Annotated in this window: 17 protein-coding genes; 11 read left to right on the top strand and 6 right to left on the bottom strand. The window is 53.7% G+C overall.

What is annotated here, in order from left to right; all coding sequences use genetic code 11:
• Position 1: 1 nt before the first annotated feature.
• The 7 genes from WKJ03_RS17080 to rraB all read left to right on the top strand — a co-directional run bounded on the left by WKJ03_RS17080 (position 2) and on the right by rraB (position 7,887).
• Positions 2-451 (top strand): DUF1249 domain-containing protein, encoded by a 450-nt coding sequence (locus WKJ03_RS17080; RefSeq protein WP_337843451.1) that lies wholly within the window; start codon positions 2-4, stop codon positions 449-451.
• Positions 452-480: 29 nt separating this feature from the next.
• Positions 481-1,047 carry a YqiA/YcfP family alpha/beta fold hydrolase gene (locus tag WKJ03_RS17085; protein ID WP_337843452.1) on the top strand — a complete coding sequence of 189 codons (567 nt, stop codon included), beginning with the start codon at positions 481-483 and terminating at the stop codon, positions 1,045-1,047.
• A 44-nt stretch (positions 1,048-1,091) separates the two neighbouring features.
• Complete coding sequence (gene parE, locus WKJ03_RS17090; RefSeq protein ID WP_337843453.1) at positions 1,092-2,984, top strand: DNA topoisomerase IV subunit B; 1,893 nt, start codon at positions 1,092-1,094, stop codon at positions 2,982-2,984.
• Positions 2,985-2,995: 11 nt separating this feature from the next.
• Positions 2,996-4,408, top strand: coding sequence for a tetratricopeptide repeat protein (locus WKJ03_RS17095; RefSeq protein ID WP_337843454.1), 1,413 nt, complete (start codon positions 2,996-2,998; stop codon positions 4,406-4,408).
• Positions 4,405-6,660 carry a DNA topoisomerase IV subunit A gene (parC, locus tag WKJ03_RS17100; protein ID WP_337843455.1) on the top strand — a complete coding sequence of 752 codons (2,256 nt, stop codon included), beginning with the start codon at positions 4,405-4,407 and terminating at the stop codon, positions 6,658-6,660. The genes WKJ03_RS17095 and parC overlap by 4 nt, the downstream gene beginning before the upstream one ends.
• Before the next feature lie 98 nt (positions 6,661-6,758).
• Complete coding sequence (locus WKJ03_RS17105) at positions 6,759-7,490, top strand: 1-acylglycerol-3-phosphate O-acyltransferase (protein WP_337843456.1); 732 nt, start codon at positions 6,759-6,761, stop codon at positions 7,488-7,490.
• A gap of 4 nt (positions 7,491-7,494) precedes the next feature.
• Positions 7,495-7,887: a ribonuclease E inhibitor RraB gene (rraB, locus tag WKJ03_RS17110; protein WP_337843457.1), complete on the top strand. Its 393-nt coding sequence runs from the start codon at positions 7,495-7,497 to the stop codon at positions 7,885-7,887.
• A gap of 65 nt (positions 7,888-7,952) precedes the next feature.
• On the opposite strand, the gene WKJ03_RS17115 is transcribed toward rraB, so the two are convergent.
• Positions 7,953-11,018 carry a di-heme oxidoredictase family protein gene (locus WKJ03_RS17115; RefSeq protein ID WP_337843458.1) on the bottom strand — a complete coding sequence of 1,022 codons (3,066 nt, stop codon included), beginning with the start codon at positions 11,016-11,018 and terminating at the stop codon, positions 7,953-7,955.
• Between the two features lie 289 nt (positions 11,019-11,307).
• Between WKJ03_RS17115 and WKJ03_RS17120 the strand changes: the two genes are divergently transcribed.
• Positions 11,308-13,440, top strand: a complete 2,133-nt coding sequence (locus tag WKJ03_RS17120; RefSeq protein ID WP_337843459.1) for a TonB-dependent siderophore receptor — start codon at positions 11,308-11,310, stop codon at positions 13,438-13,440.
• A 107-nt stretch (positions 13,441-13,547) separates the two neighbouring features.
• Here WKJ03_RS17120 and WKJ03_RS17125 read toward each other — a convergent pair whose 3' ends face one another.
• The gene (locus WKJ03_RS17125) at positions 13,548-14,438 is read right to left on the bottom strand and encodes a LysR family transcriptional regulator (RefSeq protein WP_337843478.1); all 891 of its coding nucleotides are present in this window, start codon (positions 14,436-14,438) and stop codon (positions 13,548-13,550) included.
• Positions 14,439-14,621: 183 nt separating this feature from the next.
• Here WKJ03_RS17125 and WKJ03_RS17130 point away from each other — a divergent pair, with 183 nt between their 5' ends.
• The 3 genes from WKJ03_RS17130 (at position 14,622) to WKJ03_RS17140 (ending at position 17,906) form a co-directional block, all read left to right on the top strand.
• Positions 14,622-14,789, top strand: coding sequence for a YezD family protein (locus WKJ03_RS17130; RefSeq protein WP_337843460.1), 168 nt, complete (start codon positions 14,622-14,624; stop codon positions 14,787-14,789).
• 88 nt (positions 14,790-14,877) lie between these two features.
• The gene (locus WKJ03_RS17135) at positions 14,878-15,924 is read left to right on the top strand and encodes a sulfate ABC transporter ATP-binding protein (RefSeq protein WP_337843461.1); all 1,047 of its coding nucleotides are present in this window, start codon (positions 14,878-14,880) and stop codon (positions 15,922-15,924) included.
• Positions 15,925-16,046: 122 nt separating this feature from the next.
• Positions 16,047-17,906: an EAL domain-containing protein gene (locus tag WKJ03_RS17140; protein WP_337843462.1), complete on the top strand. Its 1,860-nt coding sequence runs from the start codon at positions 16,047-16,049 to the stop codon at positions 17,904-17,906.
• 26 nt (positions 17,907-17,932) lie between these two features.
• Here WKJ03_RS17140 and cysW read toward each other — a convergent pair whose 3' ends face one another.
• From cysW to WKJ03_RS17160, 4 genes are all read right to left on the bottom strand, one after another.
• Positions 17,933-18,823, bottom strand: coding sequence for a sulfate ABC transporter permease subunit CysW (gene cysW / locus WKJ03_RS17145; RefSeq protein WP_337843463.1), 891 nt, complete (start codon positions 18,821-18,823; stop codon positions 17,933-17,935).
• Positions 18,820-19,653 (bottom strand): sulfate ABC transporter permease subunit CysT, encoded by an 834-nt coding sequence (cysT, locus tag WKJ03_RS17150; protein ID WP_337843479.1) that lies wholly within the window; start codon positions 19,651-19,653, stop codon positions 18,820-18,822. Before cysT ends, cysW begins: the two co-directional genes overlap by 4 nt.
• 82 nt (positions 19,654-19,735) lie before the next feature.
• The gene (locus WKJ03_RS17155; protein ID WP_337843464.1) at positions 19,736-20,737 is read right to left on the bottom strand and encodes a sulfate ABC transporter substrate-binding protein; all 1,002 of its coding nucleotides are present in this window, start codon (positions 20,735-20,737) and stop codon (positions 19,736-19,738) included.
• Between the two features lie 25 nt (positions 20,738-20,762).
• Positions 20,763-22,016, bottom strand: a complete 1,254-nt coding sequence (locus WKJ03_RS17160) for a porin (protein ID WP_337843465.1) — start codon at positions 22,014-22,016, stop codon at positions 20,763-20,765.
• Positions 22,017-22,193 lie beyond the last annotated feature (177 nt).

Genomic DNA, 22,193 nt, shown 5'->3' on the forward strand with positions numbered 1-22,193 from the left:
CTTGACCCAACTGCAGCTTGCACGAAAAAAATATGTGCCGTACTTGCCAGACTTCCTCAGTCTGTGCGAGCGCAATTATGCTCAGCTGCGTTTTTTTCTGCCGCGCTCAGAGCGGCAAGGCGAGCAGCACCTAATCCATATCAGTGCCAGTGAAAGTTACAGAGTGGCGCTGCTGGAACGTTGCAAATACACGGTGACAGTGCGGATCGAATTGCTGCAGGAGCAGAGTAACTCCTGGTTTCACCCTCAGTTTGAGGTGCGGCTCTACCATGATGCCCGTATGGCGGAAGTACTGGCCTGTCAGCACGTACGCCAGTTCAGGGCTGTGTACAGCTACCCCAATGTGGATATGCTGCTGCCCGATGAGAAATTACAAATTAACCTGCTACTGCGCGACTGGCTGAAGCTATGCGCGTTACGTGGGTATCAGACCACTGAACTGCTGGCCTGAGCGCTGTTGCAGTCAAACCGGATATTCCCATGAAACTTGCCTTGTACCTGCATGGCTTTGCCAGTTCGTCATTATCGGAAAAAGCGCTGCAAACCAGAGATTATTTCACCACCGAGCTGCCGCATGTGGAGCTGTTGACGCCCGATTTGCCTTATACCCCGGAGGAGGCCATTGCAACGATAGAGCTGGCATTACAAGGCCGTCGCCCTGATGCGGTGATAGGCAGCTCCTTGGGCGGTTTTCTTGCCACCTGGGTGGCGGAACGTTATGGCTGTAAAGCAGTGCTGGTCAATCCGGCCGTTCAGCCAGACCAATTGCTCAGTCAGCATTTGGGCCTGTATCGCCACCCTGTGTTGCAGCAGGACTTTCTGGTGAATGAACAGCAGATGCCAAAACTGCGGGCGCTGGAGCGGCAACCGACAAACCCAGGCCGTTACCTGGTGTTGCTGCAAAGTGGCGACGAAGTGCTGGATTACCGTAAGGCGCAGCAGTGGTATCAGGGCTGTCAGATTGAAACGGTGCAGGGAGGCGACCACAGTTTTGTCGGTTATGCCAATTACCTGCCTGCTATTGTCAAGTTTTGCCAATTCGCGTAAAACACTGGTTGTTAATACAGTTATTTTGAGAGCTGAACCCTGTTATGACGGAAAGTCAATACAATGCCGATTCCATTGAGGTGCTGACGGGCCTTGAGCCGGTGCAGCGCCGACCAGGGATGTACACCGATACCACCAGACCCAACCATTTGGGGCAGGAAGTCATTGACAACAGCGTCGACGAGGCGCTCGCCGGGCATGCTGACACAGTGCATGTGATTTTGCATGACGACCAGTCGCTGGAAGTGATCGACAATGGTCGCGGTATGCCAGTGGATATTCACCCGGAAGAAGGAGTCAGCGGTGTGGAGCTGATCCTGTGCCGCTTGCATGCAGGTGGTAAATTTTCCAATAAAAACTACCAGTTTTCCGGTGGTTTGCATGGCGTCGGTATTTCAGTGGTGAACGCCTTATCTGGCCGGGTTGAAGTGGCGGTGCGCCGCGACGGCAATGTCTATGAAATTGCCTTTGAACACGGCAATAAAGTGTCGGAGCTGGCGGTGACCGGCACAGTCGGCAAACGCAATACTGGCACCAGGGTGCGGTTCTGGCCAGCGCCTCAGTATTTTGATTCGCCCAAATTTTCGGTCAGCCGGCTGCTGCATGTGCTCAAAGCCAAAGCGGTGTTGTGCCCTGGGCTGACCATTAAGTTTGACGACAAGGTGAATGATCAGACTTATCAGTGGTGTTATCAGGCCGGTATACGTGATTATTTAGCTGATGCGGTAAAAGAAATGGTGGCGTTGCCGGACAGCCCTTTTGTCGGCAACTTCAACGCCAAAACTGAAGCGGTGGAATGGGCTGTGCTCTGGTTGCCGGAAGGCGGCGAGCTGGTCACCGAAAGTTATGTCAACCTGATCCCGACGGCACAGGGCGGTACCCACGTCAACGGTCTGCGCCAGGGCCTGCTGGAAGCGCTGCGTGACTTTTGTGAGTTCCGTAACCTGTTGCCACGTGGCATTAAACTGACGCCGGAAGATGTCTGGGACCGCTGTGCTTATATTCTGTCGCTGAAAATGCAGGAACCGCAGTTTGCCGGTCAGACCAAAGAAAAACTGTCGTCGCGCCAGAGCGCGGCTTTTGTCACAGGTGTGGTAAAGGATGCCTTCAGCTTGTGGCTGAATGAACACACAGACATCGCCGAGCAACTGGCGGCCTTTTGTATCAGCAATGCACAAAAACGCTTAAAAGCTGCCACCAAAGTGGTACGGAAAAAAGTCACGGCTGGCCCGGCCTTGCCGGGCAAACTGGCGGATTGCAGTGCACAGGATTTAAACCGTACCGAACTCTTTTTGGTGGAAGGGGATTCGGCCGGTGGTTCTGCCAAACAGGCGCGTGACCGCGAGTTTCAGGCGGTGATGCCGCTGCGCGGTAAAATCCTCAATACCTGGGAAGTCGAATCCGAACAGATCCTGGGGTCGCGGGAAGTGCATGACATTTCAGTGGCTATTGGCATGGACCCGAACAGCGCAGATTTAACTCAGCTGCGTTATGGCAAAATTTGTATTCTGGCCGATGCCGACTCGGACGGTCTGCACATCGCGACCTTGCTGTGCGCTCTTTTTATGCAGCACTTCCGCCCACTGGTGCAGGCCGGTCATGTCTATGTGGCCATGCCGCCGCTGTACCGTATCGACTGCGGCAAAGAGGTGTATTACGCGCTGGATGAAGATGAAAAAAGCGGCATCCTGGAGCGGCTGGAGGCGGAGAAAAAACGTGGAAAAATCAACGTGCAACGCTTTAAAGGTTTGGGTGAGATGAACCCATTGCAGCTGCGTGAAACCACCATGGACCCGAACACCAGGCGACTGGTGCAACTGACCATTGACGATGTGACTCAGACGCTGGAAACCATGGATATGCTACTGGCAAAAAAACGCGCGACCGATCGCAAAGACTGGCTGGAACTCAAAGGAGACAGAGCTGTTCTGGCTTAAAGGAAGCTGAGATGACACCACAACAATACCCCAGGTTATGGGGAGCTGTGCTGAGCGGGTTGCTGCTGATTGCGCCTGTGCTGCAGGCGCAGGAACCGGAGTGGCTGGAGCTGGTCCGGCAGCAAAAGGCTCAGCAGCCAGCTGCCATGCTGAAACTTCTGCAGCAGCATGAAGCTGAATTTCCGCGCTGGCAGCGGGCTGTGCAATTGCAATACCTGCTGCAGCAGGCCGATATTTATGAAAGCCTGGAAAAGTATCAGCAGCAGTTGCAGGTGGCAGAGCAAGCTTTGGTGTTGCTGGGGGATGAGCGCACTGAACTGACGGTGGAGTTCTGGAATAATCTGGGGTTTGCCCGTGAAATGCAGGGCCAGTACCAGCAGGCCATGGCGCATTACCAGCAGGCGTCACAACTGGCCAAACAACTGGGGCTGCAGAAGTTGGCGATTGAAGCTGATATCAATATTGCCGCTATCTATTCGGCTGAAGAAAAGTATCAGGAAGCACTGCAGCTGCTTCAGGCCTGTTATAAAAAGGCCAGCCAGCTGAACGATGAAGAAACCCAGGCCTACGTCAATTCTGAATTGGGGCTGCTGTATTCCTCGCTGGGGTTTGATCGCGATGCCCGCCAGTTTATGCAGCAGGCGCTTGCCGGTTACAAAAAACTCGGTTTTCAGAAAGAGCAGCTGGATGTGTTGTTTAACCTGGCGGCCAGCTACAACCAGGCCGAAGATTACGCCCTGTCGATGCAATATTATGACGAGTTGTTGCAACTGGCCAAAACCCAGAACGACCCGGTAAACCTGTATTTCGCTTATCTGGGGTTGGCCTCCACCAGCCGCAACAGCGCTAAAACCGATGCGGCACTGGCGTATATTGAAAAAGCCGAAGATTATCTGCCGGTCTTACAGTCGACCTTTCAGAATGCGATGCACCATCTGGAACGGGCGATGATTTCGCGGGATCTGGGGCAAATCTCACTCGCGGGCCAGCAACTGGAGCAGGCAGAACAGGCGCTGGCGCAGGAAGATAACAGTCAGAACCAATCCAGCCGCTTGGGCATGCTGCGGCTAAAAGCCAGGCTGGAGGCTGATTTAGGCCGCTATCAGCAGGCCTATCAGCATCTGGACGAATTTTTTAGCGGTTACCGCAAACTACGCAATAAAGAACATGAATTGTCGGTGGAACGGCTGCGACTGGCCTTTGATGTAGAGCGGCAGACCGCTGCCAATGAATTACTGGCCAAAGACAATGAACTGAAAGCCATGCGATTGCAGGAAGTGGAACGTAACCGTCAGATCCAGTGGCTGTGGATTGCCATTTTTGGTTTCACCACCCTGATTTTACTTATTTTATTGTTATGGCAACTGACCCGGCGGCAACAGCAGATGCGGGTGCAGCAGTCAGCAAGTGGAAACAGCAGATGACAGAGATCCAAATTTCAGCCGACGGCGTGGAACAGTTACCGCTGCGCCGTTTTACCGAAGAGGCGTACCTGAACTATTCGATGTACGTCATTATGGACCGGGCCCTGCCACATATAGGCGACGGTTTAAAACCAGTGCAGCGCCGCATAGTCTATGCCATGTCGGAGTTGGGCTTGTCCCACCTGGCCAAATACAAAAAATCGGCCCGTACCGTCGGTGACGTGCTGGGTAAGTTCCACCCTCATGGTGACAGCGCCTGTTACGAAGCCATGGTGTTGATGGCGCAGCCGTTTTCTTACCGTTACCCGCTGGTCGATGGCCAGGGCAACTGGGGGGCGCCGGATGATCCGAAGTCGTTCGCCGCCATGCGGTATACCGAAGCTAAACTGTCCCGCTTCAGCGAAGTGTTGTTGTCTGAACTGGGCCAGGGCACCACAGACTGGGTGCCCAACTTCGACGGCACGCTGGACGAACCCAAGGTGCTGCCCTCCCGCTTGCCTCATATTCTGCTGAACGGTGTGACAGGTATTGCCGTAGGCATGGCCACCGATATTCCGCCGCACAATGTGCGGGAAGTGGCCAAGGCAGCTGCAGCTTTGCTGGATAACCCCAAGGCCACTGTGCCGGATCTGATGCAGTATATTCAGGGCCCGGATTACCCGACCGATGCGGAAATTATCAGCCCGGCCCATGAAATCCAGGCCATGTACGAAACGGGCCGCGGCAGTGTCAAAATGCGGGCTGTCTACCAGATTGAAGACGGTGACATTGTGATTACGGCCTTGCCGCACCAGGCGTCCGGTTCCAAAGTGCTGGAGCAGATCGCCGCTCAGATGACAGCGAAAAAGCTGCCGATGGTGTCGGACCTGCGTGATGAGTCAGACCACGAAAACCCGACCCGTATTGTGATAGTGCCACGCTCAAACCGTGTGGAGGTGGAACCATTAATGGCGCACTTGTTCGCCACCACCGACCTGGAAAAAAGCTACAGGGTGAACCTGAATATTCTCGGGCTGGATTTACGGCCACGGGTCAAGGGCCTGGTGGAAATTCTGACCGAATGGCTGACCTTCCGCCGCGACACAGTGCGCAAGCGTCTGCATTACCGGCTGGATAAAGTGCTGGACCGCCTGCATGTGCTGGAAGGTTTACTTATTGCCTTTCTGAACATTGACGAAGTGATCCGCATTATCCGCGAAAACGACGAACCCAAGCCGGTGCTGATGCGTCACTTTGGCATCTCAGAACGGCAGGCCGAAGCCATTTTAGAGCTGAAACTGCGTCATCTGGCCAAACTGGAAGAGATGAAAATCCGCGGCGAACAGGCCGAGCTGGAAAAAGAGCGGCAGTATCTGGAAGGGGTGCTGGGCTCGGAGAAGAAGCTGACTAAACTGATCCGTGACGAGCTGATGGCCGACGCTGAAAAATACGGCGACGAGCGCCGCAGCCCTATAGTGCAACGCGAAGAAGCTAAAGCGCTGAGTGAAAAAGAGCTGCTGCCCAGTGAGCCTGTCACTGTGGTGTTGTCGGAAAAAGGCTGGGTGCGCTGCGCCAAAGGTCATGACGTAGACGGCAACAGCCTGCAATACAAAGCCGGTGACGGATTCCGTGCAGCCGCCATAGGCCGCAGCAATCAGCAGGTTGCCTTTCTCGACTCCTCCGGCCGCAGCTTTGCCTGCGAAGCCCATGATTTGCCGTCAGCCAGGGGGCAGGGGGAGCCACTGTCCGGTCGTTTTGCCATAGTGGCAGGTGAGAGTTTTGAGCATGTGCTGATGGCCGAAGACAGCCAGAAACTGCTGCTGGCGAGCGACGCTGGTTATGGTTTTGTTGGCAGTTTTGTCGATCTGGTCAGCCGTAACAAAGCAGGTAAAGCGGTGTTGAGCCTGCCGACCGGAGCCAAAGTGCTGCCGCCTGTGGCCATTAAAAATGCCGACACAGATTTAGTGGTGGCGATCAGCACTGAAGGCCGTATGCTGGTATTCCCGCTGTCGGAGCTGCCGCAACTGTCCAAAGGCAAAGGCAATAAGATTATCTCTATCCCGTCCGCCCGGGCGGCGAGTCGCGAAGAGTATGTAAAACTGCTGGCGGTGGTGCCGCAACAAAGCGCCGTAACTCTGGTGGCAGGCAAACGCAAAATGACCATCAAAGCCGATGATTTACAGCATTACCTGGGCGAACGGGGCCGTCGTGGCAACAAACTCCCGCGTGGCTTGCAACGCATTGATGAATTGCTGGTGGGCGAAGTCGAGTAGTTCAGCACCTGATTGCGACAGATCAAACCAGACCAAGCGGCGGAACCCGTTATACTCGGGCCCTTGTCATAACAAGGGCCTTTTTTATTGTGTTAGCTGTGCTTCGTTTACTAGTGATCGCCATCTTTATTGTGCTGACTGCTGCTGTGGGATTAGCCATCTGTTTGGTCAAACCTTTTTATCCACCCAATACAGCCCGTTTTGCTCACTGGTACGGCTGGGCGGCGCGGATTTTTGGTTTGCAGGTGGAAATTCGCCGGGCTGACGGCATCCCTGAGGCCATGCCTTGTGTTTTTGTGGCCAACCATCAGAACAGTTATGACCTGTTTACCCTGTCGGGTTCCTTGTTACCTGGCACTGTGACCATAGGCAAAAAGAGCCTGAAGTGGATCCCGTTTTTTGGTCAGCTGTATTGGCTTGCCGGTAATATTCTGATTGACCGTGCCAATCGCAACAAAGCGGTGGGTACCATGCAAGGCGCTGTGGACCATATTCAGCAGGATAAAGTGTCAGTCTGGGTCTTCCCTGAAGGCACCCGCAGCTATGGCCGTGGTTTATTGCCCTTTAAAACCGGAGCTTTCCATATTGCGCAGCAGGCCGGGGTGCCTGTGGTGCCCGTGGTGATGAGCAGCACCCACAAGGTGCGGCTGAATAAATGGAATAACGGCAAAGTCATTATCCAGATGTTGCCACCCGTGCCGGCGCCGACAGAGCAACCTGTCCGCGAACTGATGGAGACAGTACGTCAGCAGATGCAGGACACACTGACAGCGCTTGATAGCGAACTGGCAAGCGACTACACTGCCGGTTCTGTCACTGTTACGGGATAACCTCATGGAAAACTGGAAAGAATTTGCTGAAGACACCATTGCCGCATTAATGGAAGATGGCAGCGATCCGGATGCGGAATACACCATTGAACACCATTTTTACCATGAAGATTTCAGCAAGCTGGAGAAGCTGGCGGTGGAAGTGTTCAAACTGGGTTTTGAAGTGACAGACGCCGAAGAAGTGGAGTTTGAAGAAGGTGGCAGCGCCTGGGTGTTTGACGCCATTCGTGAACAGTCTTTGGATGCCGATGCCATCACAGCCGATGCGGTCAAGCTGGACCAGCTGGCGCAGAAATTTGGGGTCGATTACGACGGTTGGGGCACTTACTTTGAAAGTGACGAAGAAGGCGATGACGACGACTTCGACGACGACGGAGACGACGAACCGCGGCATTAAGTCTGCTGTCTGTTCAAAAACCAAAGCCCGGCGCATGTGCCGGGCTTTCTGGTTTCTGGGGCTGGTCAGAGCGAATTTAAGAAAGTTCGGATGGCTGAACGTTGATCCGCACTGAGGTTTTCATACACAGTGCGGCTTTGGCTGGCTTCACCGCCGTGCCACAAAATGGCTTCGTCCAGGCTGCGGGCGCGGCCATCATGCAGGTAACGCACTTTGTCTTCACCTCCCTGTACATACTTCAGGCTGCCCAGGCCCCATAAAGGCGCGGTGCGCCACATAGTACCTGAGGCATTGCCTTGCGGCAGGTTGTCCGCCAGACCAGGACCCATATCGTGTAGCAGCAGGTCGGTGTAGGGCTGGATCCGCTGATCACGCAGCTCTGCCAGCGGGTGGGTGTTGCCCGTGGTGAAACTGGCCGTATGGCAGGCCACACACTGGCTTTGCACAAAGAGCTGTTTGCCTTGCTGAATAAGCTCCGGGTTCACATCATGTTCCGGTGAAACCCGAATGCCGTCCGGATAGCCGCTGCGCAAACTGCGCTGGGCTGGCACGCCAAGCAGACCCAAATACTGGCTCAGTTGTTGCAATTCAGCGTCAGAGACTGCAGTGGAGTCAGTCGACTGCTGACAGTCGCTGGCCGCTTTTTGGCAAGAACGCTGCGGATACACCGGGCTGGTCACGCCCATATCCTGCAGCAGCGCTTCTGCGGCCTGATGACGCGCAGAGATTTTGGTGGCTTTCCAGCCGAAACGTCCGAGCTGACGGGCACCGGTTTCCGGGTTTTGCACCCAATGAGCCATACCACGCACGCCGTCGCCGTTGGCATCATTGATATCTACATTGGCCAGAATGGCTTGCTCAGGGATGGCTTCCAGCAGCCCCATACCTATGACTTGTGGCGCTTGCCGCACTGAATACAGCTCTGGAACTGGCCCTTTAAATTCGTACAAAGGTTTTTGCAGCTCCACCTGGCTGCCATCAGGCAGAGTCCTTATTTCGGTCTGATACCCCGTCAGGTACACATGAAAGTCCGGGGCCTGACTGTCGCGGCTTTGGCTCTGAATATTCAGGCCATACAGCGGGTCGGCCTGCAGCCGGTTGTTGGCCATCACGCCGGTAAAGACCGAATAGGTGTCCAGTGGTTTGCCGGGCTGCAAGGCCAGGCTGCGGCCATTGTTCTGATGACAGCCAATACAACGTTCATTGTTGTAACGTGGTCCCAGCTGATTCTGATGTTCGGTAAACACAGGGTTCTGGGTTGGCGACTCCGAATGGATACCAGACAGGAAGGAGCTGTGGAACAAACGACGGCCTTTGGCAAACCGCAGCGTATTGGCAATGCCTATATTGTTAGCCATCTGCTGGAACATGCGAAACGGTTCTTCCGAGTAGTTGTAGGATACACTGGTGTCGCCTCCGAGCAGGGTGTGCTCAGGCAGAGGCTCTGAATCCAGGTTAGGTACCACACCATACCAGGGGCGTAAGCCGACACCGACTATATACAGCTGCTCGAAGGAGTAATAGCGTTCGCCGCCGCCATCGATCACAGGGGTTAGCAGGCGTGGTGCCGGCGCCAGCTCAATTTTGTCACCGACTTTGAGCGGGCTGTGCGGACTGGTGCGCCAGTTGGAGTTAAAGCTCATCATGCACTCACGTTTACCGGCATGACAGAGAGGCTGGCCGCCTTCATTCGGGTTGTTAAAACCATAATTCAGTGACCAGCCAAAATCGCGCACATTGGGGTTTTCAATATTACGGAACAGGCTGAAGGTGGTGCCGCGGAAACTTCCTTCATTGACATGCAGCCAGACCTCAATGCTGTTGCCGCCAGCCGGAATGCTGTCGCGGATCTCCAGACCAAAGGTGCGGTTCTGGAAATAAAAAGGCGGAAAGGTCAGGTAGCGGCCGGGTCCCTGATCGGGCGCATCCCAGGCTTCGCCGCGCTCACGGGCATGACGTTCAGTCGGCCGGGCACCCATCAGGGTCACCAGGGTGCCATCTGCTTCTTTGTACTGAATTTGCTCAATCACCTCTGTGTTTTCCGGAAACAGCGGCAAAGCCCCTTCAGGCAATGGAACTGGTTCTGGTTCCGGCTCGGGGTCAGTCGGGGTGCCGGGATCCGTCGTCTCTGGCGGCTCGGTTGGGTCTGTTGGCTCAGGTGGGTCCGTTGGATCTGTTGGCTCTGGTGCTGGCCCGAAGACTTCCAGTTCCCTGATGGAATAGCCCCAGGCGTTGCCCGAGCTACGGCTTTGCGCCAGGATCCGCAGGTAGCGGTAGCTTGCGTTCAAATCGAAGCGGTCGGTTCTGTTACCGAACTCATCAATATAGGGGCTGGCGAGGGAGGTCCACTGGCTGTTATCCAGCGAGCCCTGAATTTGATAAGCGGCGGCGTTGGCGGCCTCCCAGTGGATAGCCACCTGCTGAACCCTGCTGATGGAACCCAAGTCAACTGACAGCCAGGCTGAGGCTTCACTGTGCTCAGATTCCCAGCGACTGTCGGCATTGCCGTCGACCGCTTTGCCTGAAGACTGCAAGTGGCTGCTGGCATAACTGGTTTTACCCTTGGCCAGATTGATACTGCCCGCCGGTGGAGCGTCTGACGGTGGCGCTTGGGTTTCACCCGCCGTGCCCATGACCCGCAATTCCCAGATGGAAAAACCATAACCATTGTGCGCACTGTGTTTGGTGGCATAAATCCGCAGGTAACGCTGTTCTGTGTCCAGTTCGATCCGATCGGTCCTGTTGCCTTTTTGGCCGCCTGTTTGCACGGACAGGGTCGTCCAGTGCTCGTTGTCGTCTGAACCCTGTATTTCATAGACTTCAGCATTGGCATCTTCCCAGTCAATCTGCAACTGGTTGATATGGCTGACTGTGCCTAAATCCACCGCCAGCCAGCTTGGTGCCACTTTATGCACAGACTCCCAGCGGCTGTTGCTGTCACCGTCGACGGCCAGCTTGGCCCGGCGCAGTTCAGTGCTGGCCGTCACTTTTTTATTCAGTGCCAGGTTTTGCAGTTCAGCTGCCGCTGTGCTGGCTGATAACAGCAATACAGCGGACAGCAGGCCCTGTCCCAGAGCCATCAGCCCCGGGAGCCGCCTGAAGGTGCGGTTTTGTCTGGTATAGGGGTCCATAACATCTCCTTTGGTGAGCGGATTCGACGCATGCGAAAACGCTTGTTTGTTGTGGTGACCTGGTCGTTGCGTGCTGCGAAGAAAGGCGTTTCAAACGCTGCTACCGTCTGAAATCATCGCCAGCTCTATGATAGAGCGGCCAGTGTGAAACAGCAGTGAAGGCTAAATTGTATTTATTTGTCAGTGCAAAGATTTTATCACGCTAATGATAATTACTATTATTAGCGTCTTCTTGTTTGGTATGATAAATAGGAATAGTTATCCACACTTCAGACGTACAGAGGACTCCATGACCAGTAAACCCATTTTTGCACTTTCCCCTCTCATGCTGGCGTTTGGCTTGCATGCCCAGGCCGCAGCAGTGGCAGATGCTCAAAGCAGCCAGGCCAGTGAAGAAAGTGTTGAAGTGATCCGTATTGTTGAAAGCCGGATCCAGCGTGTCAGTTCGGGGGCTACTGGCCTGGGCCTGGACAGTTTTGATACGCCTCAGTCCCTGTCGATTCTGGAGCAAGGCACCATAGCGAATTACGGCCTGAGCGATATCAACAGCCTGTTTAAACATGTGACCGGCATCAACGTGGACCAAAGCGAAACCGACCGGACCTACTTTAATTCCCGTGGTTTTGACATCAGCAGTATGCATATCGACGGTTCAGGTATTCCTTTTGGCGATATTTTTGTCGGCGATTTGGACACTGCTATCTACGACAAAATTGAGTTTATCCGCGGCTCCAATGGCTTGATCACTGGCCTTGGCAATCCGTCTGGCACAGTGAACTATGTCAGAAAACGGCCAAAAAATGATCCTCAGGCCAGTGTGGATTTGAGCTATGGTCGTTGGTCGAACCTGCGGGCTGTGGCGGATCTATCCACCCCATTAACAGACTCCGGCAGCTGGGCAGCCCGGACTGTGCTGGTGCATCAGGACAAAGAAAGCTGGTTAAATTTATACGACAACAACCGCACTGTGTTGTATGGCGTGGTGGACGGGCAGCTTACGGATTCAGTGGCGCTGACCTTTGGCTACACCCATCAGGATAACAACAGCAATGGGGTGACCTGGGGCGCCGTACCGCTGATTTACTCAGATGGCACCCAGGTTGATTTTTCCCGCTCGACCAGCTCGGCCATGGACTGGTCTTATTGGGACACCTTAAACAACACCGCCTTTGCCGAACTGAGCTGGTTTATTAACGAAAACCTGAACTTCACCAGCAAACTGAACCATATCAGGTACGAAGAGCAGTCTGAGCTGTTTTACACTTATTCCAATACCGGCATGGATCCTCAGACAGGTTTAGGCATGCTGGGGTACCCAGGTAAGTTCTCGGCCGATGACAAGACACTGATTTGGGACAATACCCTGCAAGGCTCATTTATGGCCTGGGACCTGGAACATAAGTTTAATCTGGGCGTCAGTCTGGCAGAGGCTGAAACCAGTGATCTGGATTATGGGGCTTTAAGTGGTTTTGATGTGATGCCCGCCTTGCCCTGGACAGGCAAAGAGGTCGCAAGACCAGACTGGGCTGCCCCTTATGAGGCAGGTTTTACCGATATCAGCCTCAACCGCATTTATGGCTCGGTGCAACTGGCCCTGACAACAAATTTTGATTTGGTGCTGGGTGCCAGCTTTGTCGACTATGAAAACGAAGGGGAATCCTGGGGGGCTTCGACCTCAACAACTGAAGATGGCAGCAGCCCTTACCTGGGCTTTACCTGGGAGCTGATGGACGGTCTGAATCTGTACGGCAGTTACAGTGATATTTACCAGCCGCAGTATTATTTAAATGAGGATTTAGAGCCGCTGGGCTCTGCCGAAGGCCGCAGCTTTGAGGTGGGTCTGAAAAAACAATTCGACAATAAACTGCTGGTCACTGTGGCGTTGTTCCGAACTGAACAGGAAAACCTGTATGAGTTTGTTGAATACGGTGACGGGGATGGGGTAGAAGATGACGACTATTCGGATGACTTTAACTATGCCATCTACAAAGGGGTTACTGTCGATTCCAATGGTTTTGAGCTGGAAGTGTCCGGGCCTGTCAGTGAAGAATGGACTTTGCAAGGCGGTTTTACGGCCTTAACCATGGATGATGAACAGGGTGATGAAGCCCGTACTTTTATTCCACGCCGCACCCTGAAACTGCTGGCCGATTATTCGCCGGAGTGGCAAGACAAGCTGAACGCCGGTGTATCCGTGCGTTGGCAAAGTGACACGTACTTTACCTCTGGTTATGGCCGTATTTCCCAGGACAGTTACGCGTTGCTGGGCGGTTATCTGAAGTACAGCTTGAACGACCAGCTGTCGCTAAGCCTGAACCTGGACAATATCACCGATGAGAAGTACTTAAGTTCAGTGCGCACCGAACAAGCTTTCTACGGTTCACCCAGTAACTACAGCCTGACCCTGCACTGGGATTATTAATCCGGTTCAGGCTGGTGTAGTCATCCCCCTCAAATGCAGCAACGCCACATGCCGGTCCGTTTTACGGACTGGCATTATTCAGGCTGGCAGGCATTTTGCCGGTTGGGTCAGTTAAATTGCTGCGCCAGTTCAGTAAAAGCGCGCAGGTAGTCCACATCCAGGTCGGCTTCCCGTATACCCAAAAAAATCTGTTTTTGAATACCTTCAGCGCCAAGCTGCACCGGCACCACCGCAACGTTCTGGCTTTGCTCATCCACCAGCCAGCGAGGCAGCGCGGCAACACCTCTGTTATTGGCCACCATCTGCAGCATAATTTCGGTGTTTTCTATGGGTTTATGTTGTTTTGGCAGTATGCCGGCGGGCGTCAGAAATTGCGTGTAAATATCCAGCCGCTCTGTCGCCACAGGGTAAGTGATCAGCACTTCCTGGCTGAGCTGCTGTGGTTGAATGTGCTGCTCTTTCGCCAGCCTATGTTGTGCGCTGACGGCCAGTACCAACTCGTAGTCAAACACGGCTTCATAGTGCAGGCCCTTTTTGAATACCGGGTCTGGGGTGACCAGCAGGTCAATTTCATAACCAAATAAGGCACCCAGGCCACCAAACTGAAACTTCTGTTTCACGTCCACATCAATGTAAGGCCAGGCTTGCAGGAAAGGCGACACCATTTTCAGCAGCCACTGGTAACAAGGGTGACACTCCATACCAATGCGTAACGAGCCACGTTCACCGCTGGCAAACTGGCGCAAACGCTGCTCGGCGTGATCGAGCTGGGGCAGCAGCCGGTTCGCCACGGCCAGCAGGTAGTGTCCGGCCTGAGTTAACTTCAGGCTGCGGCCTTCCCTTAACCAGATATCGGTGCCTAGTTGTTGTTCCAGTTTGCGCATACTATGGCTCAGCGCCGATTGGGTCAGGCACAGCTGACTGGCGGCGGCGGTTAAAGAACCAAGCTCCTCAACCGCCCGCACTATGGCCAAATGGTGACGTTCCAGCATTCTAATGAATTCCATTCATGGTTTTCTAAAATAAATACCATTTTAATTCATGCATTCCCAGCCTCAGACGAGGGCGGTGTCAGTAATTTTTTATCACCTTTTATTATAACTTTGCTTCAAAAAAGTATTTTAGGTTATTTGAAAGCTCTGCTGTAATGAGACCACTTTGATTAAGGTGGGATAACCGAGATGGCGCAAAAAGATCTGCAACCGGATTTGCTGAATCAGCTGCTGGATAAACTGGAACGGCTGGTAGGTAAAGTGGAGTTTGGTTCCATTGAACTGGTGTTTCACCAGGGCAAACTGGTGCAACTGGAAAAAAATGAAAAACTGCGGCTGGATAAACCCGCTGCTTAATACCCCCTTCTTTTGGTCTTCAGCATACCGGACCACCGGCTCTGAGGTTCGATAAGGTAAGGCTCGCAGCCTGTTACTGAGAACTCACATGAGCATTCAATTACAAAACATTCAGAAAAAATTTGGCGATTTTGTCGCTGTTGATCAGGTTAATCTGCATATAGGCACAGGCCAGCTCACTGCATTGCTGGGCCCGTCGGGTTCAGGAAAAACCAGCCTGTTGCGTATTATTGCCGGTTTGGAACAGGCCGACAGTGGCCAGGTCTGGTTTCATGGTCAGGATATCAGTGAGCGCCATGTGTCTGAACGGGGGGTGGGTTTTGTGTTTCAGCACTACGCCTTGTTTAAACATATGACGGTCTTTGAAAACGTGGCTTTTGGCCTGACCGTGAAACCGAAGAAGCTGCGCCCGTCAGAGGCGCAAATCCGCAACAAAGTGCAGCATCTGCTGGAACTGGTACAACTGGACTGGACGGCCAGCCGTTACCCTTCACAGTTATCCGGCGGACAGCGTCAGCGGATTGCCCTTGCCCGGGCCCTGGCGGTGGAGCCACAGGTGCTGCTGTTGGATGAACCTTTTGGTGCTCTGGATGCCAAGGTGCGGGCTGAACTGCGGCGCTGGCTGCGCCGTTTGCATGATGAAATTCATGTCACCAGCGTGTTTGTGACGCATGATCAGGAAGAAGCCTTAGAAGTGGCCGACCAGATTGTGGTGATGAACAAAGGCCGGATTGAACAGCAAGGGTCGCCAGAGCAGGTGTATGACCACCCGGCCAACCCCTTTGTGTATGAATTTCTTGGCAATGTGAATCTGTTTCATGCCCGTATAAAGCAAGGCGCAGTGCAGCTGAGTGCCCTGTCCACACCTCAGACACAACAACATGAACTGGCCTATGTCCGGCCCCATGAAATTGATGTGCTGCTTCAGGCGGAGCCGGGAGGTATCAGCGCCGTGGTGGATCTCATCACCATAGTCGGGCCAACAGTCCGGCTGGAGGTGCTGGCGGAAGAAAACCGGCAACTTATTCAGGTGGAGCTGGCCAAGGACAAATTTAAGCAACTGGGGTTGAGCCAGCATCAGCAGATCTGGCTGAAGCCGCAGCAAAGCAGAATTTTTTTGGGAGAGGGTATTTAACCCGACTGCACATTCTGTTCACATCCTGGCGCAGCACAGGTTAAATTTTGCTGCCACTCTTTAAAATCTGCAAAAACTGCAATAATGTGATGGCCAGAGCGGTAAGCGTAAGGTTTTTCTTTATGGCGCAGTCTGGATCCGGGGTTTATCTGCACAGTCAACGACAGCAGCGACGGTTGCGTCAGGTGATTTGGGTCTGTTTTATCACTGTGGCCTGCGGCTCTCTCTTATCCGGCCCCCGTTCAGCGGTTTGGTTGTCTGCCGTGGCCGCACTGATGTTGCCTGCTTTTTTCTGGTTAAAAAACTCGGCCTACGACAAAGCCAACAGCTGGTTGCTGTGGGCTTTAACTATTGCCATCAGTGGGTTGTTACTGATTAATTCAGGGATCCATGAACCGCTGATTATCTGCTACCCCATGATTCTGATGTTTGCCGCTTTATTTGCCGGCCCCAGACTGTACCTGAGTCTGGTGACTTTTATGTTGGTTTTTTGCTGTTCTCTGGCGGCTGTGGACTGGTGGCAGCAGAACCTGACTGCCATAGGCCCTGTGCGTTGGCAGACTATTGTCACACTGGCGATGCTGTTCAGCGTTTGTGGTTTTGCGGTACGGATGGTGGCGCAGGATTATCGCACTTTATTAAAGGAGCTGTCTGATGAGAACCTGCGGGTGCAGCAATCCCACCAAACCATTTTGCATCTGGCTCAAACCGACAGACTGACTGGTCTGGCGCAACGCGATTTTGCCCGGCAATGCTTTGAGCAGTGGCATCAGCAGCAGGTGGAGCTGGCTGTGGTACTGCTGGATTTGGATCAGTTTAAACCTGTCAATGATTCGTTAGGCCATAGTGTGGGTGATCAGGTGCTGGCTGAGATTGCCAGCCGTTTGGCTCAGCAGCTGAATGACGGAGAAATTGCCTGTCGTTTTGGCGGTGATGAGTTTGTGCTGGTGCTGCGCACTGTCGATGAAACTGCGCTGTTTGCCCGGCTGGATAGCCTGCTAAGCAGTCTGCAGCAGCCCATTCTGGTTGAAGAATACAGTATTCAGTTGTCCGCTTCTGTCGGGGTGGCTTTTTCGTCCCCGCAACAGCATGACTTTAACCAGCTGTGCCGGATGGCTGATCAGGCCATGTACAAAGCGAAAGACGCTGGCCGCAATACCTACAGGCTGTACAGGCCTGAGTGGCAGCAGCATCAGACCGACACACTGAAGCTGATTACCGAACTGCGTCAGGCGGTACAACAGCAGCAGTTGGAGCTGCATTATCAGCCTAAATATGAATTAAGTACGGGTCGGCTGAATGGCGTTGAAGCGCTGCTGCGCTGGCAGCATCCTGAACTGGGCTGGGTAGGGCCACAACATTTTATCCCGCTGGCGGAAGAAACCGGGTTGATTGACAGCCTGGGGCTTTGGGTGCTCCGGCAAGCCTGTCAGCAGGCGGCGCAGTGGTATCTGGCTGGCCAGCCTTTGGTCGTGGCGGTGAATTTATCTGCCCGCCAGTTCCGTTCTGGCCAATTGCCACAGCAAGTGGCTATGACACTGGCTGACACTGGCCTGCCTGCGCATTTGCTGGAACTGGAATTGACAGAATCCATGCTGATGGACGAGCAATATCAGGTGCAACAACAGCTGGCTGAGCTGATGCAAACCGGGGTCAAACTGGCGATTGATGACTTCGGCACTGGCTATTCCAACCTGCACTACCTCAGCCGTTTTCAGGCGGCGACCTTAAAAATTGACCAATCCTTTATTTTGCAACTGAACAGCTCCATCCGCGATCAGGCGCTGGTCAGCGGCATGATCCAACTGGCGCACAGCCTGGGACTGACCGTGGTGGCTGAAGGGGTAGAGCGATCTGAAGTGGCCACTTTACTCAGCCAGATGCACTGTGATTCTGCTCAGGGCTATTTATGGTCCAAACCTGTGCCAGCCGACCAGCTTTGGCTGTTGCTGACACAAAAACAGGCCAGCAATCTGAATTAATTACTGGCCTTAAAGCTGCATCCTGCTTAATGACGGGTGTTACCGCTTTGCCATTCCAGCAGGCTTTTCAGCAGCAAGGTGACCAGTGCCAGTAATGCCAGTAACGAAGACACGGCAAAAGCGGCGGCAAACTGGTATTCGTTGTACAAAATTTCAATATGCAGCGGCATGGTGTTGGTTTGCTCGCGGATTTTTCCTGAAACCACACTGACAGCTCCAAATTCCCCCATAGCACGGGCATTGGCCAGCACCACCCCATACAGCAACGCCCATTTTACCGAGGGCAGGGTGACACGGAAAAAGGTTTGCCAGCCACTGGCGCCTAAGGTCAGAGCGGCTTCTTCCTGCTCTTTACCCTGTTCCTGCATCAGCGGAATCAGCTCACGGGCAATAAAAGGAAAGGTAATAAAAATAGTCGCCAGTACTATGCCTGGCACGGCAAACATCAGCTGAAGTTCCTGTTGCTGTAACCAGGGTCCCAGATAGCCCTGAGCACCAAAAATCAGCATCAGACAGAGACCAACAATCACCGGGGAAACGGCTATGGGTAAATCAATCAGCGTCAGTAACAGTTGGCGGCCACGGAACTGAAACTTGGCAATGGCCCAGCTGGCTGCCAGGCCAAAGACCAGATTACTGGGGACGGCGATGGCTGCGGCCAGCAAGGTCAGCTGAATGGCATGCAAAGCGGCTGGTTCGGTGACGGACGCCAGATAAACTTCTGTTCCTTTCGCCAAGGCTTCGCCAAAGACAATCAGCAGCGGCAGTACTAAAAACAGCGTTAAAAAGGCCAGCGCCAGAATAATAAGTAACAGCTGTACCCAAAGTGGTTCAGTGGTGGCCTGTCTTAACCTGTGAGTAGCAAGGATTTGGGGCATTTTGGCTGGGAGGGAGGGTTGTGGATTGAGGCGGCTCATACTTTGGCTCCTGCCTGGTGGTTACTCCAGTGCTGCAGTGCATTGATCAGCAGCAATAATAAAAACGACAGCAGCAACATGACAGTGCCGAGTGCAGCAGCTCCGGCGTAATCGAACTGCTCCAGCCGGGTCATAATCAGCAAGGGGGTAATTTCGGTTTTCATTGGCATATTGCCGCTGATAAACACCACAGAACCGTATTCGCCCACAGCCCGGGCAAAGGCCAGGGCAAAACCGGTCAGCATGGAAGGCAGCAGGGCCGGAAATAAAATCCGCCTGAAGGTCTGAATGCGGCTGGCGCCCAGGCTGGCCGCTGCTTCTTCAATTTCTTTTTCAATGTCAGCCAGCACCGGCTGCACAGTGCGCACCACAAAAGGCAGACCAATAAAAATAAGCGCAATGGTCACCCCCAGCGGACTGTACGCCGATTTAATGCCCAAGACTGCCAGATGCTGGCCTATCCAGCCGTTGGGCGCATAAATGGCCGTCAGTGCAATACCGGCTACGGCTGTAGGCAAGGCAAAAGGCAAATCGACCAAAGCGTCCAGCACTTTTTTTCCCGGAAACTGATAACGCACCAGCACCCAGGCCACCAGTAAACCAAACACCAGGTTGACGGTGGCGGCGAGCAATGACGCACCAAAGGTCAACTGATAACTGGCAATAGCTCTGGGGCTGGCAATCACAGCCCAGAATTCAGCCAGGCTCAGGCTAAAGCTTTTGGCCACTAAAGCGGCCAGCGGAATTAACACAATTAAAGACAAGTAGAACACCGAAAAACCAAGGGACAATCCTAAGCCCGGCAATACCGCTCGTCGGTTCTTGCGCAACAAATTCACATTTCTCTCCTGCAAGGCAAAAAAATGCTGACCGCTTACACGGCCAGCACCGGACCCTGGTTGTTATCTGAGGTTATTGATAAATCTGGTCAAACACCGCACCTTCACTGAAGTGCTGTTTTTGTGCTTTGGCCCAGCCACCGAAGTCGTTAATAGTCACCAGCTTCAGCTGTGGGAATTGGCTGCTGTACTGCTGAGCCACATCGGCATTGCGTGGCCGGTAATAATGTTTGGCGGCAATTTGTTGGCCTTGAGGGCTGTACAGGTATTCAAGGTACGCCTGAGCTACCTGCAGGTTTCCTTTGGCCTGTGCATTTTTATCCACGACAGCCACAGAAGGTTCTGCCAGAATGGATAAAGAAGGCACCACAATTTCTACTGCATCAGCACCCAGCTCATTGACCGCCAGGAAGGCTTCGTTTTCCCAGGCCAGCAGCACATCACCAATACCACGCTGCACAAAAGTGGTGGTCGAGCCACGGGCCCCTGAATCAAGCACAGGCACGTTTTTATACAGCTGGCCGACAAAATCACGGGCTTTGTCTGCAGAGCCATATTTGCCTTCAGCAAAGGCCCAGGCGGCCAGATAATTCCAGCGCGCCCCGCCCGAGGTTTTTGGGTTGGGAGTGATCACTTCCACGCCGGGTTTAATCAGGTCGTCCCAGTCTTTAATTTGCTTGGGGTTGCCCTTACGCACCAAAAACACAATGGTGGAGGTGTAGGGGGCGCTGGCATCCGGCAACCGGCTTTCCCAGTTGTCCGGCAAGAGTTTGGCGATTTGGGCGATAGGGTCGATATCGCCCGCCAGTGCCAGCGTCACCACATCGGCTTTTAAGCCATCAATGACGGCACGCGACTGGCTGCCTGAGCCGCCGTGCGACTGTTCAATTTTCACTTTATCGCCGGTTTTTTGTTGCCAGTACGCAGCAAAGGCCTGGTTGTAATCACGGTACAACTCGCGGGTTGGGTCGTAGGACACGTTGAGTAAAGTGACCTCTTTAGCCTGAGCCGTCAGTGCCAGAGCCACAGTGCTGGCCACCAGCCAGGTTTTCAGTAACGCATTGAAGTTTTGCATGATGTTTTCCTTAAATAGCCAAGGGTCAGAATCTGAAATCCAGGCCGACAGCCAGGGTGCTGTCGCTGGGGGTGGCGGTGCCTATGGCGGCATCGCCTTCGGTGTCGAGCTGGGCGTAATAGCTGTACAGACGGGCTGCTTCATTCAACCGGTAGTCCAGCCCCAGAGCCAGCGCATCGGCTTTGACGTCTTTGTAGGCTGCATTAAGTGGGGTGGTCTTTGAGTGACCATACTGCAGCTTGGCACTCCAGGGGCCGGTCAGTTTCCAGACGGCGTTCAGTACGTAACCATCCTGCTCTTTAAAAGCAGTGCCGCTGGCACCGTCCCATTCGCCGATGGGGTTGATACCGTTTTGTGCACCGTTGGCCGACACCGAAGAGCCGACAAAAGTGCTGAATGGCCCAATGCGGTCGGTGTCGTCATGCCGTTCTGCTGTCTGATAAATGGCACCGAGTTTGACCGGGCCAAGACTGAGCTCACCGGTCAGACGGACGGCGTCTGTAGCGACCACATTTGAATCCAGCGCCACGCCGACAAACCATTTGCCTTTGCCGTACGTCAGGGCGCTGGAGTAGCCGGTCGCCAGGCCATCGTCATCTTGCGGATTGCTGGCCGACACCGGTACGCCAGTTTCTTCGTTTTGCACGGCTGCCAGTTTGAATTCAAAGCCTTGCCAGAAAATAGGTGAGTTGTACTGGATCACATTGTCAGGCCGGTTTTCGCCGACCAGATAACTGCCAATATCAGCCAAAGCGGCGTCGTTAAAGCGGTCAATATCGGTGCGGGTGATCGGGTTGGCCAATAAGGTTTTCAGCGGACTGTCGTTTTTGCCCAACAACACAGTGCCCCAACGGCCTTCAATACCTGCGTAAATATTGCGTTGACTAAGCTCACGGCCATTGCTGTTGGTGCCGTTGTCGGCGTCAATGCCGTACTCCACCAGATACACCAGCTTCAGCTCGTCATGAATGGCTACATCACCTTTAATACCGAAACGGGAGGCATTGCTTTCAATGGCCCACTGCTCCAGTTCTGGCACAGTGGCTGTGGCACCTGTATGCAGATAGGTGGCTGGGGTGCCGGTCTGGCCGAACTCCAGTTTTTCAAACTTATAGTGCTGGGCTGATAAATTCAGCTTGCCGTAAATAGTCGGGCCCGCTGCGTGGGCCTGACTGCTGAGTGCTGCAGCAACCGCCAGAGCCGTCAAAGCCAAAGGCCGGTAAAAACGGGTCGGCAACTGCCGGGATTTACTTACTTTTCCATAATACTGAGCTGACATAAAAACTCCCAAAGGGCTTTATCGCTCTTCCGGTGTTCCGGTCAGTGTGCTGTGTTCTGTGACTATTCCTGGTAAGCAGCCATCAGTGGTGGTGTGTGTGCTGCCCGCCTCCTTATCTATGGTTATCTGGAGGCGTAATCGCACTGTAGAAGAAATTTATATTTCAAAAAAGAAAGA

This window comes from Rheinheimera sp. (genome assembly GCF_037442525.1).
Classification (GTDB): Bacteria; Pseudomonadota; Gammaproteobacteria; order Enterobacterales; family Alteromonadaceae; genus Pararheinheimera.